This is a genomic window from Amphritea sp. (genome assembly GCF_048266285.1).
Taxonomy (GTDB): Bacteria; Pseudomonadota; Gammaproteobacteria; order Pseudomonadales; family Balneatricaceae; genus Amphritea.
This window is the reverse complement of sequence record NZ_JBLWZV010000009.1, coordinates 17,540-30,789: the sequence shown is the minus strand read 5'-3', so window position 1 is coordinate 30,789 and position 13,250 is coordinate 17,540. Positions and strand designations below refer to the sequence as shown.

12 protein-coding genes are annotated in these 13,250 nt (G+C 50.2%); 5 read left to right on the top strand and 7 right to left on the bottom strand.

The genetic code is table 11. The features are described 5' to 3' along the window. Nucleotides 1-61: 61 nt before the first annotated feature. From ACN0T0_RS11680 to ACN0T0_RS11670, 3 genes are all read left to right on the top strand, one after another. Nucleotides 62-985, top strand: coding sequence for a LysR family transcriptional regulator (locus ACN0T0_RS11680; protein ID WP_417226261.1), 924 nt, complete (start codon nt 62-64; stop codon nt 983-985). A gap of 65 nt (nt 986-1,050) precedes the next feature. Next, entirely contained in the window at nt 1,051-1,443 is a 393-nt protein-coding gene (locus ACN0T0_RS11675) for a DoxX family protein (RefSeq protein ID WP_417226259.1), read from the top strand. A gap of 116 nt (nt 1,444-1,559) precedes the next feature. Next, nucleotides 1,560-2,537 carry a glutathione S-transferase family protein gene (locus ACN0T0_RS11670; RefSeq protein ID WP_417226257.1) on the top strand — a complete coding sequence of 326 codons (978 nt, stop codon included), beginning with the start codon at nt 1,560-1,562 and terminating at the stop codon, nt 2,535-2,537. A 59-nt stretch (nt 2,538-2,596) separates the two neighbouring features. On the opposite strand, the gene ACN0T0_RS11665 is transcribed toward ACN0T0_RS11670, so the two are convergent. The 7 genes from ACN0T0_RS11665 to ACN0T0_RS11635 form a co-directional block, all read right to left on the bottom strand. After that, on the bottom strand, nt 2,597-3,874 hold the full coding sequence (locus tag ACN0T0_RS11665; protein ID WP_417226255.1) for a dicarboxylate/amino acid:cation symporter: 1,278 nt from the start codon (nt 3,872-3,874) through the stop codon (nt 2,597-2,599). 69 nt (nt 3,875-3,943) lie between these two features. Further along, nucleotides 3,944-5,377 carry an aspartate ammonia-lyase gene (locus tag ACN0T0_RS11660; RefSeq protein WP_417226253.1) on the bottom strand — a complete coding sequence of 478 codons (1,434 nt, stop codon included), beginning with the start codon at nt 5,375-5,377 and terminating at the stop codon, nt 3,944-3,946. 449 nt (nt 5,378-5,826) lie between these two features. Next, on the bottom strand, nt 5,827-7,236 hold the full coding sequence (locus ACN0T0_RS11655; RefSeq protein WP_417226251.1) for a sigma-54-dependent transcriptional regulator: 1,410 nt from the start codon (nt 7,234-7,236) through the stop codon (nt 5,827-5,829). Then, complete coding sequence (locus tag ACN0T0_RS11650) at nt 7,229-8,944, bottom strand: transporter substrate-binding domain-containing protein (protein WP_417226249.1); 1,716 nt, start codon at nt 8,942-8,944, stop codon at nt 7,229-7,231. The genes ACN0T0_RS11655 and ACN0T0_RS11650 overlap by 8 nt, the downstream gene beginning before the upstream one ends. A 228-nt stretch (nt 8,945-9,172) precedes the next feature. Next, complete coding sequence (locus tag ACN0T0_RS11645) at nt 9,173-10,318, bottom strand: ABC transporter permease (RefSeq protein WP_417226247.1); 1,146 nt, start codon at nt 10,316-10,318, stop codon at nt 9,173-9,175. Further along, the gene (locus ACN0T0_RS11640; RefSeq protein WP_417226245.1) at nt 10,315-11,256 is read right to left on the bottom strand and encodes an ATP-binding cassette domain-containing protein; all 942 of its coding nucleotides are present in this window, start codon (nt 11,254-11,256) and stop codon (nt 10,315-10,317) included. The genes ACN0T0_RS11645 and ACN0T0_RS11640 overlap by 4 nt, the downstream gene beginning before the upstream one ends. After that, the gene (locus ACN0T0_RS11635) at nt 11,253-12,191 is read right to left on the bottom strand and encodes an HlyD family secretion protein (protein WP_417226243.1); all 939 of its coding nucleotides are present in this window, start codon (nt 12,189-12,191) and stop codon (nt 11,253-11,255) included. The genes ACN0T0_RS11640 and ACN0T0_RS11635 overlap by 4 nt, the downstream gene beginning before the upstream one ends. A gap of 254 nt (nt 12,192-12,445) precedes the next feature. On the opposite strand from ACN0T0_RS11635, the gene ACN0T0_RS11630 reads away from it, so the two are divergent. Continuing rightward, on the top strand, nt 12,446-12,721 hold the full coding sequence (locus ACN0T0_RS11630) for a putative quinol monooxygenase (protein WP_417226242.1): 276 nt from the start codon (nt 12,446-12,448) through the stop codon (nt 12,719-12,721). A gap of 106 nt (nt 12,722-12,827) precedes the next feature. Next, nucleotides 12,828-13,223: a GFA family protein gene (locus ACN0T0_RS11625; protein ID WP_417226240.1), complete on the top strand. Its 396-nt coding sequence runs from the start codon at nt 12,828-12,830 to the stop codon at nt 13,221-13,223. The last annotated feature ends 27 nt before the right edge of the window (nt 13,224-13,250 follow it).

Genomic DNA, 13,250 nt, shown 5'->3' with positions numbered 1-13,250 from the left:
TTATGGAATAAAAATCGGTATAAATAGCGTTATATATTCTATTTATTAGAAAGGATTTGGTGTGAAAGTAACTTTAGAACAGTGGCGTATGCTCAAAGCGGTGGTTGATCATGGTGGCTTTGCCCATGCGGCGGCGGTTGTGCATAAGAGTCAGTCGAGCATTCATCATGCGATTCAAAAGATGGAGCAGATGCTGGATGTAAAGCTGCTTGAAGTGAAGGGCCGTAAAGCTTATTTGACTGATGCTGGCCGTTTACTGTTGCACCGGGCGGAGCATCTGTTGGAATCTGCCGCTAATATTGACTCGTTAGCGGCCAGTTTACATGCAGGCGCTGAAGCGGAAATATCGATAGCGGTGGATCAAATATTTCCGCCGGAATATATCGGCACTGTGCTGCAGAGATTTTCTAATGAATATCCAAACACTCGCATTCAGCTCTATGAAACTGTCCTTTCCGGTGCCGCAGAAGCATTGATCAAGGGGCAGGTTGATTTGGCCATTGCGGGGGCCGGGGTTGCCCACTTTATGGCCGAACCGCTGTTTACGGTGGATTTTATGGCGGTTGCCTCACCCGAACATCCTATCTTTAGGCGCTATAGCGAAGCTCAGCCACTACAGCTCGACGATCTAATGAATTATCGACAACTGGTCACCCGAGATTCGGCGCTGGAGCAGCAGGTTGATTCCGGTTGGCTGCAAGCTGACGAGCGCTGGACGGTGAGTAATATTGCGACCTCTATTGAGATGATTTGCCGGGGTATGGGGTTTGCTTGGGTGCCGGTGACGCGTATCAGTTGTCTCTTGAGCCAAGAGGTACTTCGGCCGATACCGTTAGCCGTCGGTGGTCGTCGGCGGATAACTTTACAACTTTACTATGCCAAACATGATCAAGGCCCCGGATTACAGCGAATTGCCGAGCTATTACATCAGTGCTGCGAGGAAGATGTTTCTAATTTATCGAACACAAAGTCCGAAATTAAGTAATTTTATTTTAAAAAATAGAAAGCTAATATGGAGGCATTACTTAACACAGACGCTTAGGATGACTCATGAACTACTCCGCAACCGCTTCATTATTCGCTCGTTTAGGGCTGGCCGCTATTTTTATTATGGCGGGATTAGCCAAACTCACAGCCTATGAAGGCACTGTCGGCTATATGGAGAGTGTCGGGGTACCCGGTGCGCTGTTACCGCTGGTGATTGTAACTGAGGTGTTTGGCGGATTGGCGATTTTATTGGGCTTGCTGACCCGCTTTGCCGCGGCTGGGATGGCGCTCTTTACCCTGGCATCAGCACTGCTGTTTCACTTTGACCTGACGGATCAAACTCAATCCATTATGTTTTGGAAAAATATGGCCATCGCCGGTGGTTTTCTGCTGCTGCTTGCCCATGGACCAGGTGCGTACAGTGTTGATCACTGGCGACAGAGCACTAAGGCTTAAGTGCTAATAGGCTGTTTGATCGGCGATATCGTCATTAACCTTATCGTTGTTAACAGAATAGTCATCACCGGCAAAAACCGTTTGAGTGGTCGGCGACAAGTGAGGGGGGAATAGAGATGGGATTATTAATCGCAGGCAAGTGGCATGATCGTTGGTATGAAACTAAGAACTCAAAAGGCGAGTTTGTGCGTGAACAGGCGGGCTTTCGGAATTGGATTACTGCCGATGGTAGCGCAGGCCCTTCCGGAGAAGCCGGCTTTAAAGCCGAGCCGGGGCGTTATCATCTGTATGTGTCATTGGCGTGCCCTTGGGCTCATCGGACCCTGATCTTTCGTAAACTTAAAGGGTTAGAGACGCTGATTAGTGTGTCGGTGGTCAGCCCGCATATGCTGGATCAGGGTTGGAGTTTTGATCGCGCCAGTGGTTCTAGCGGTGATGATCTCTATGAGTCGGCCTTTATGCATCAACTGTATACCCGGGTGCAGCCAGATTATACCGGTCGAGTAACAGTACCGGTGTTATGGGATAAGCAGCAACAAATCATTGTGAGTAACGAATCAGCGGAGATTATCCGTATGTTTAATTCGGCATTCGATGAGCTGACGGGGAATCCCCTAGATTATTGGCCGGCAGCGAAACGGGTTGAGATTGAGCAACTGAATGAATGGATCTACAACGATATTAATAATGGCGTCTATCGGGCTGGTTTTGCCACGACTCAAGCCGCTTATGAGCATAATGTAACAGCCGTGTTTGATGGTTTGGAGCGGGTCGAAACCATATTGGCGCACAAACGTTATCTCTCCGGGGACTCGTTAACCGAAGCGGATTGGCGTTTATTTACCTCCTTGATTCGCTTTGATGCGGTGTATCACGGCCACTTTAAATGCAATCTCAAACAGTTACGGCAGTTTGTCAATATCAGTGGTTATATGCGTGAGTTGTATCAGCTGGAGGGGGTCGCCGAGACGGTCAATATTGAGCAGATTAAACAGCACTATTACTATAGTCATCCGACGATTAATCCTACCAGAGTGGTGCCGTTGGGGCCTGAGCTTGATTTTAATGCAGCCCATGGGCGGGATAAGCTATAAAACAAAAAAATCCGGTCGTCATTGGGTCGACCGGATTTTAGTGTGCTTGTGCCGCTGATTTAGATGCGAGCGGTATCCGCGTCAGTCGATTTATTGTAGACCGACTCGTCTAACTCATTTTCGCTTTTGCCAACGAGAACCGAAACCATCAGGTCACCACAGACATTCACGCTGGTGCGTGCCATATCCAAAATGCGGTCGATACCGGCGACAATGGCAAGTCCTTCGATGGGCAAACCAACAGTGGTTAATACCAATGACAGCATGATCAGGCCTGCGCCTGGTACACCAGCGGTGCCGATAGAGGCCAGCGTTGAGGTCATGATGATTAACACATAATCAGAAAGCGCTAGATCCACACCAAACGCTTGGGCAATAAAGAGTGCACAAACACCTTGGTAGAGCGCGGTGCCATCCATATTAATGGTTGCGCCAAGGGGCAGAATAAAGCTTGAGATGCTTTTGGAAACGCCCATCTCTTCCTGTGAGGCTTTGATGGTAGCAGGTAGGGTGCCTGAACTACTGGTGGTCGTGAAAGCAACCGCCGCAGGGTTGAGTAAACCACGCAGATAGGGAATTGGGCTAAGGCGACCGACGATGCTAACCAAGCCGGTGTAGAACACCAGCACATGAATCACTGAACCGATATAGACCACGGCAATTACTTTAATCAGCGGCAAGAGAATATCCATGCCGTATTTACCTGCGACCCAAGCCATCAGGCCGAATACGCCGTAAGGGGCTAATTTCATCACCATTTCGGTCAGTTTGTACATCGCTTCTGCGAGACTTTCGAACAGTTTAATAGCGGGTTCCGCTTTCTCACCGCTCATGGTCAGGGCGATACCTAATCCCAGCGCAAAGACGATAATTTGCAGGATGTTACCGGCTGCCAGTGCGTTAACCGGATTTTTCGGAATCATATTGAGTAGGGTTTGTACCAGTGTCGGGGCTTCTTTGCCCACGGCAGCGGTATCGGTGATGACCATATTGAGCCCTGCGCCGGGGGTGAAAATAGTGGCTAGGCCAAGTCCAATAGTGATCGCGGCAGCAGTGGTGCCCAAATAGAGAATGACTGATTTAATACCGATGCGGCCCATTTTACGGGTGTCTTGCATGGACGTTACACCGACCACCAGAGAGCAGAATACCAGTGGTACGATCAACATTTTAATGGCGTTAATAAACAGGGTACCGATCGGTTTAAGCATCTCGGCATCGGGTCCCATGATCGCACCTGCGGCAACGCCGAGTATCATTCCGACGAGTATTTTTTTCCATAGAACCAGGCCGCTCCAGAATCCAGCGCGGTTGTCAGTCGTGTTGCTATTTGGCATGAGTCTTATCCTTTGTATAGTTATTGTATCGGCGCAATGAAGCGCCTTAGGCTTATGTCGTGGGTTAGGTTATTTTTGCCGACGTTGTGGGTTAATCATGTTGCTCGGGGTAAGTAGATCGTGCAGCGCTTCTTCACTCATTAAGGCTTCCTCTCTGATCAGTTCCAGCACACCACGGCCACTATCGAGGGCCGCTTTGGCAATCCGGGTAGCATTGTCATAGCCGATGTACGGCACAGCGGCGGTAATTATTCCGATGCTTTGGTCAACCAGTTCTTGGCAGCGTTCGCGGTTGGCGGTGATGCCTCGCACACAGCGGTTTTTCAGCATATCCATCGCCTGCGTTAGCATGCGGATGGATTCGAGAATGTTATAGGTGATCAGCGGTTCCATTGCGTTAAGCTGTAGTTGACCGGCTTCAGCCCCCATGGTGACGGCCAGATCATTGCCGATAACCTGATAGGCGACTTGGTTCATCGCTTCGGGAATAACGGGGTTTATTTTGCCGGGCATGATAGAGCTGCCGGGTTGCTGTGCGGGCAGGTTAATTTCTGACAGGCCGCAACGTGGACCCATACTCAACAGGCGTAGATCGTTGGATATTTTTGAGAGTTTTACCGCCAGACGTTTCAGCATGCCGGAAAACAGAACAAAGGCACCCATATCAGAGCTGGCTTCTACTAGGTCAGAGGCGCGTTTGAATTCGAAACCGCTAAGTTCGGAGAGGTTGTTGACGGCAAGCTTGGCGTATTCGGGGTCAGTATTGATGCCGGTGCCGATCGCGGTGCCGCCGAGGTTAATCTCTTTGAGTAGTTCAGATAGGCCGGCAATGCGGTCAATATCTTCGCTCAGGGTGCTAGCGTAGGATTTGAACTCTTGCCCGAGGGTCATAGGCACCGCGTCTTGCAGTTGGGTGCGCCCCATTTTAATGACATCGGCGAATTCATCACCTTTGGCCGCAAAGGCATCCCGTAACGAGGCCAGTGCTTTCACCAATACACCGTGCTTTAGCAAAATCGACAATCGTACCGCGGTAGGGTAGGCATCATTGGTCGATTGCGACATATTGACGTCATTGTTGGGGTGTAGGTAGCGGTATTCGCCCTTGGCATGGCCCATCTGCTCGAGCGCTATATTGGCGATGACCTCGTTAGCATTCATATTGGTGGAGGTGCCTGCACCGCCCTGAATCATATCAACCACGAACTGATCATGATGTTGACCGGCCAATACGGTTTTCACTGCATTCTCTATTGCCGAGGTTTTTTTATCATCGAGCAGTCCGAGGCTATTATTGGCTCTGGCGCAGGCCAGTTTGACCAATGCTAAGGCTTCAACGAGCTGAGGGAAGTGGCTGACGGGAATGCCGCTAAGGTCGAAGTTTTTCTGCGCTCGTTGGGTTTGAATACCATAATAGGCGTCGGTAGGAACCAACGCTTCGCCTAGTAGATCTTTCTCTCGGCGACCATTTTCTTGATGGAGTACCTGTATGGTTTCAGCCATGTTGCTATCCTCGAGGATTCTTATTCTGTAACCGGTGTCCTAATGGCACCTGTGCTTACAATGTCTGTTAATTCGTTCTGTTTAATTCAAACCATTACCATCAATTCCGCAGTACCGTCGATTCAACAGTACAAGTGCGGGACGATGCACAACGATTGATAGGTCTTACATAGCAGGGAAGATGCCAACAGGGCGTAATTTCTGTAACACGTTGTTTTTGAGGGTATAAATTTTATTTTTTATCGGCGATTAAAACCTCGAAGGGGTATAACGAAAGGCATAGAATTAGACTTTGATGGATGGCTAATGCATATAAATCATATAGTTAAGGCTGTTAATCTGGGTTATAACCATAGCGAAGGTTATAGGGGTTTAAGAGCCATTAATAAGAGGGAAGCCGCTTCGATCACGGTGTGCGAAGCGGTGTATCAACGAGCGAGGAAGGCAGTTTAAAGTTGTTTCTTTTTTAACCGTTTGCTGAGGGCTGGTTGAGAAATGCCCAATAATCGTGAGGCCAGTGATTGATTACCTTGGGCCCGTTCCATGGCCGCTTCGACCAGTAATTCTCCCACTTGTTGTAGCGTGGGCAGGGGTTGATCGGGATTAAACAGTGGGTTACCGGCATCGCTATCCGGTTCGCTTGGGGTAATCTCTTGGTTGAGAACCCGACGGAAGATATCCATGGAGAGCATTCTAGAGCGGTGCTGCGTCATGGCGTCATAGGCCAACGCCCGAAGCTCGCGAATATTGCCCGGAAAATCATAATTAGCGAGTAATACCGGCAGCTCTTTGGGAATGGTGGGTTTGTTCTTTTGTAGCTCTTCGGCCGCTTGGGCGAGAAAATATTCTAGCAGTAGGGCGATGTCGCCTTTACGTTGCCGTAGCGGGGGAATAGCAACCTGATGGATACGCAAACGGTAATAGAGATCTTTACGGAACTCGCCGGATTGTTGCTTAGCTTCTAGGTTTTGATGGGTGGCGACCACTACGCGGGCGCGAATTCGTTTGGGTCGATCGCTGCCCAAAGGATAGTATTCTCCCTCTTGTAGGAGGCGCAGTAATTTTACCTGAGATGCTAGACTCAGATCACCAATCTCATCGAGGAATAGGGTACCTCCCGCCGCTTGTTCAATCATCCCCGCCCGGGCACTATCGGCCCCGGTAAATGCGCCTCGCTGATGACCGAACAGAGTGTCAGCAAAGACATTGTCGTCTAACCCGGCGACATTGACGCTGACTAATGGTCCACTGGCGTTACTTAGGGTGTGCAGGGCATGGGCGATCTGCTCTTTACCCGTGCCGCTTTCCCCCATAATCAGCACCGGCTGACTGCTGGCAGCGATGGATTCTAGGTATTGAAACACCGAACGCATCCCTTTGTCTTGGGTAATGATATCGGCGAATACTTCGGGTCGTTCTAAGGTGTCGGTGAGAAAGCGTTGCCGCATGGCTTGGCTTTCGTGGCGCATCTCTTGCAACTGAATCGCGCGTCGCACCCCTTCGATCAGTCGACCCTCTTCGGTGGTCTTAACGAAATAATCAAAGGCGCCAAGGCGAATACATTGAACGGCGGTTTCCAACTGGTTTAAACCGCTGATGATAATCACCCCGACTTCCGGGTGTTCTTCGACGATCTGCTGCAGCAAGGCTTCACCGGATAGATGAGGCATGGTTAGATCGAGCAGTACGAGGCCGATAGGCTCTTGCTCAATCATGGTCATCACCTGTCGGCTATCTTCGCAACGGTAGATATGATTGATTCCGCCGAGGCGTTCGAGGGCAATGCTCAAGCTACGCAAAAAAGACGCTTCATCATCCACCAGTAACACGCCAAAGCTGGGGTAGCGACGGTTATTCATAGGCTGTTGGCTCCTGGATTGAGAGGATCAGTAGAGTGACCAGCGTACCCTGACCGGGGGTTGAATCGTAGATCAGGTTGCCGCCGTGTTCTTGAATAATACTGGTTGAAACCGATAGGCCCAATCCAGTGCCGCCCTGTTCACGTTTGGTGGTGAAAAAGGGATCACTCAGGCGGGGCATATTTTCTGGCTCGATACCGCAGCCTTGATCTCGGACTTCGAGGCACAGGGTTTGTTCTTTGCTGCGGTAAAAGGTTCTGATGCTAATACTTTGCTCGGTTGAATCGAGCGCCTGACAGGCATTAACGATCAGGTTAATAATTACTTGCTCGATCCGTTGCGCATTGCCTTTAAAGGGTGGCAACTGTGCGCCATAGGCGACGCTAAAATGGTTGGTTGAGCTGCGAATGGTGTTATCCACCAAACGGATCGCCGTTGCGAGCACCTCATTTAGGTCGACGGTTTCGCTTAAGTCGGCAGGACTTTGTCGGGCAAAATCCCGCAGATCATCGACGATCCGGCGAATGCGTTGTGTCCCCGCCAGCATATCATCGAGCATCGGAGTAATTTCATCACGCATACGGCTGTAGGTCAGCCCGCCCATATAGAAATCACCATGGGTGCGGTAGTGGGTTTCGAGAATCTCTTCTAAGTCTTGATAGACCTCTTTGAGCACCGGCAGATTTAATAACAATAGACTGCTAGGATTGTTGATCTCATGGGCGACACCGGAAACTAAAATCCCTAATGAGGTCATTTTGTCGGCTTGTAATAGCTGCTGTTGCTGTAGTTTCAACTCGGCAGTACGACGGCTGACCTGCCGGGTTAACATGCGGTTCCAGATAACAATCCCGCCGAGCACGATCAATAGCAGGGCGCAGATCAGCGCTGCCGCCTGACCAATTCGCTTCCAGGGTAAGCCAGTATTTTCCAGTGGGCCGAGCCAGCGATCATAGATAGCCTGCTGTCGGCCGGTGTTCTTTAGAATGGCGAGGCCTTCACTGAACTGGGATAGCAGTTCTTCATTGTTATGCAGCACCGAGTAACCATAGTGTTGTGCTCCGAAGGGTTTGCCAACCGGAACGATATTCGATAGTGCTAACTCTTTACCCAGGTAGAGGCCGGGTAGATTGGCCACGAGAGCATAGTCGTGTTGCCCTGAGGCGAGTAGACGCAACGCTGCCGTATGGGTATCCACCAGTATTAGCTTAGCGCCGACATCATTTTGCCGTAGGTAATCGTGCATAATGCCACCCCGCTGAACGATCACCTCATAGCCTTGAAGTTCGGCCAATTGAGAGACTTTTGGCGTGCCTTTGCGAGCAAAAATAGATTGATGAACGATGGCATGGGGAGGCGAGAAACGATATTTTTTCGCCCGGTCATCGGAATAGATCATCCCCTGCATGGTATCGATCTCACCCTTTTCAAACTGTTTACGCAGGGCATCCCAATCCCCCAGTTGGATCTCGATATTCATGCCCATGACTTCGGCAATCGCCCGGGTGAGTTCGGTGTTATAACCATCGGGTTCACCGGCTTCATTGATAAATTCGTAGGGGGGATAGTTATAATCACCGCCTACCCGGATCACCCGATCTTGATCGGCAGCCTGGGCTGTATTGATGAGTAGTACTAGTACTACAAGCATGAAGCCGCTATGGCGAAAGATAGCGCCAGGGTCTGTCGTATTTACGGATAGCGTCATAGGTGGCCGCATAAACTGTTTGGGGTTAATGAACGGTCGGTTATTAAAAAGGAACCGAAGATGAAACGCAAAACAGGATTGAGTCCTGTATGAGCTTCGCTAAGGTTATTGGCCTTAAGCTTGCTAGCATAACCTTTAACCGAGACCGCTGTATAACGCGATAACCTTCGCAGGTCTGCAATGCTGCTTGCATGCGCAGCAACGTTACCAGTATTGCTTGGCGAAGCGCTAATCGAGCCGCTTCTTAAAACGCAATGATGCCACCGTTAGTCCCGCGATAGTGAACAGTGCCAACCAATACATATCAGCACTCATCTGAGTGACGGCGACATCTTTCAATACCACCCCGCGAACCAGCCGCATAAAGTGGGTCGCCGGTAGTGCCTCAGCAATATATTGCGCCGCCAGTGGCATCCCCTCATAGGGAAACATAAAGCCCGATAATAGGATCGAGGGCAATAGCACGAAGATTGTCATCTGTGTTGATTGCAGTTGGTTGGTGGCAATAGTGGAGATAATAAGCCCCAGTGTGAGGCTAGCGGTAATAAAGAGTAAGGTGGCCACCGCCAGCTGTATAGGGCTGCCATTCATCGGCACATTAAAGAGTAAGCGGCCTAATCCGAGAATGATGCCGACTTGGATGGCTCCGATAAAAATATAGGGGACGATTTTACCGACCATTAATTCGATGGGTCTTACCGGGGTTGTGATCAGCATCTCCATATTGCCCCGTTCTCGTTCCCGCACGATCGCGGCAGAGGTAAACATAATCATCGTCATGGTGAGGATGATCGCCGCTAATCCCGGCACAATATTAACCACGGAGCGCTGTTCAGGGTTGTATAACAGTGTGACTTCAAAGGTGGGTGTTTGGCGGTTGCTGGGTTTATCCAGCAGTTCTGTTAAAGGCATGCCTCGTAGACCTTTGATCGCACCGGCAACAATGGTGTCTGATCCATCAACGAGCCATTGTGCCACCGGGCGACTGGTCTCAGCATCGGTGGCTGATGGTGAGCCTAGACCGACACTGGGACTCCGTACGAGCCGTTGACTAACATCCTTTGGAATAATCAACACGGCGCGAACATCGGCACTGGCGATTGCGGTTTCCGCATCGGGCAGATTACTGAAATGGTGGGTAAAACTAACCACCTGTGTGGCACTGATCGTTTGGATCAGCACGCGACTCAAGCTGGTTTGGCTGTAATCGATAACCCCCACGGGCAGGTGTCGCACATTGGTATTGATGGCATAACCAAACAGCAGTAGTTGGATGAGCGGAATCATGACGATCATACCGAAAGTCATTTTATCCCGTTTTAGTTGCAGCAGTTCTTTAGCGGCAATGGCCTTGACCCGAACGAAAGGGTTCATTGTTTCAGTCTCCCGCTGCCGGTGCAGGTGACAAAGACATCCTCTAAACTTGGGCGCACCTGTAAGAGTTGGTCCTGTGTTTTGATGGCCGGCTGTTGTGTTAAAAACTGGATTGGATCGGCTACTGAGTTTTTAATCAGCACCCGTAAACGGGCCCCAAGCTGCGCCGCGGAGATAACGTCAGGCAGCGCGATGAGACTTTGTTTCAACTGCCGTAGATTTGCCGAGCTAATTTCCACAACGCTGGCCCCCATGTCCTGCATTAATTGCGCGGGACTGCCATCGGCTCGTTTGATACCGTTTTCTAAAATGGCCAGTTGATGGCAGCGTTCTGCTTCATCCATATAGTGAGTTGAAACCAAAATGCTGGTGCCCTGATCGCTGAGATCAAACAGTTGCTCCCAGAACTCACGGCGGTTTTCCGGATCGACCGCTGAGGTGGGCTCATCGAGAAAGAGCAGTTCGGGCTTGTGCAGGGTAGCGGCGGCTAAACTGAGCCGCTGTCGCTGTCCTCCGCTCATACTACCGGCCAGCTGTTTGGCTTTATCTTGTAGACCATAAATACTGAGCAGTTCTTCAGTGCGTTGTTTTTGCAGACGCGCGCTGAGACCGTAAATACTGGCAATAAATTTTAGGTTTTCCAGCACGGTTAGGTCATCGTAGAGGGAAAATTTCTGCGTCATATAGCCAATATGTAGTCGCAGCTTTTCAGCATCATCGGGGAGGTTATAGCCGAGTACTCGAACTTGGCCCGCACTGGGTTGTAATAGACCGGTTAGCATACGAATAGTGGTTGTTTTACCACAACCATTGGGACCGAGAAAACCGTAGATACGACCTTTCTCAACGGCTAGGTCGAGGTCCTGTACGGCCAGTGAGTCACCGAAGCGGCGGCTTAATTTTTCCGCCTGAATCACATAGCTTGGGGCTGCGGTCATGGCAGTTCAACCTGAGTCGGTATGCCATTCGGGAGGTTCGCTTGGCTATCAGGGAGTTGTACTTCTGCGAGATACATCAATCGTGCCCGCTCTTCCTGATTGAGTGCGTAGTAGGGGGTAAATGCAGGTTCGGTGGCGATCCAGCTTAATGTGCCGGTGATCGCTTCTTCAAGACCATCCACATGAATCGTTAGTGAGTCGCCAACATTAAGGTTAATCCGATAGGGCTCGGGAATATACACCCGTGCATGGGGCGCTTTACCGGCCAGTACAATCGCCAGAGGGCTGCCGGCAGTGACCCGTTCGCCGAGGTTCCAAGGAAGGTTATCGAGAATACCGTCACGGGTGGCAATAATGGTAAGATCGGCCAGCCGCTTGGTTTGAATCGTCAAGCTTGCTTGGGCCGATTTTAAACTGGCTTCAGCCGCCCGAAGATCTTCTTCTCGAGTACCATTGGTGAGTAATAATAGTGCTTCTTGAGCGCTTTGTAAGTTTGCCTGGGCGGCGTCTTTAGCGGCAAGTACCCGGTCGAGTTCCGCTTGACTTACCAGTTGCTGCTGCTTGAGGTTAAGAATGCGCCGGTAGTTAGCGCGGCTTTCGATCAGCGCAGCTCTAGTGCCGGCAACTCGAGCCGTGGCGGCCGCGACTTCCTCCTCTCGTGCTCCGTTTCTGAGTTTTTCTAAGTTTGCCTGCGCCCGGGCAACCTCAGCGGTGGCTTTGTCCACTTCAGCTTGTTGCAGGGTGTTATCGAGTTTAACCAGAATGGTGCCTTTAGAAACATGGCTACCGGGTGCAACGGGCAGCTCAACAACGATCTCATTGGTGGTGGCTGTATGGGCGATACGGTCGCGTTCTAAGGTGCCAAGAGCTAGAGGCTGCGAGTTACCATCACAGGCGCTTAATAGGGGTAATAGCAGACAGAGAAGGTAACGCATGATTTTGGCCTTTTGTGAGGTTGGCAAAGCACGGACATAATATAAAAACATTCGTAACCTGTTAATAATAGAACGATAATCTTAACTATTGCAGCTATTACTGCAGCTATCTTAAATTAGTTGAATGTTATCGCTGCATTGAGGCGATGAAATATTTACTCGCTGCTTCATGTGCTAGGTTGCTCGGCGCCAGCTAGCGGTGTGGATTGATAGTCTTTATGGTTGATGGCCAATGGGATGATTGAAAGGGGGGGATGTCGAAGGTTATTCTGCAAGGTTTTATTATCGTTCCAGAAGAGGATTTAGCGGCGCTGAAGCAAGCACTGCCGGAGCACGCCGAACTTACCCGTGATGAGCCCGGCTGTTTACTGTTTGAGGTCGAGCCTCACGCCAGTGACCCATACCGTTTTGATGTCTATGAGGAATTTGTTAGTCAAGCGGCTTTCGATTTACATCAACAAAGAGTTAAACAATCTCGCTGGGGCGCGGTGAGTGCCCATGCCATTAGGCATTATGAAATTATCGGGTAAGCTTGGGCGAGTCGATCAATATGGCAGATAACCGCTGGCGTCGAGCCGGTTTAGCATAGGCTAAATGGTTCTGGAATACGATTAATCACTGTCTTAGGAGCGCTGCATGAAAGGAAGTTGCTTGTGTGGAGCCATTCAATATGAGTTATCGGCTTTAGATATGCCGATCATCTTCTGTCACTGCCACCGTTGTCGTAAAGCTCATGCCGCGCCGTATACAGCGACCGCAGGGGTAATGAAATCGAACTTTCGTTGGCTACAAGGCGAAGATAAACTGTCGAGTTTTGAATCGAGTCCCGGGAAACTAAGACGTTTCTGTTCTGTGTGTGGCTCACACCTAGTTGCGGAGCGGTTAGGGCAGCCACATGTTATTTTGCGAGTGGCGACATTGGATGACGATCCCGGGGTTAAACCGCAGGCTCATATTTGGCAGCAGGAGGATGTTACCTGGCTTGAACCTGATAATATTCCCTGTCACGCCACTTGGCAGCCAGAGCGGTGATTCATGCTATGCATATTCGCTAAGGGA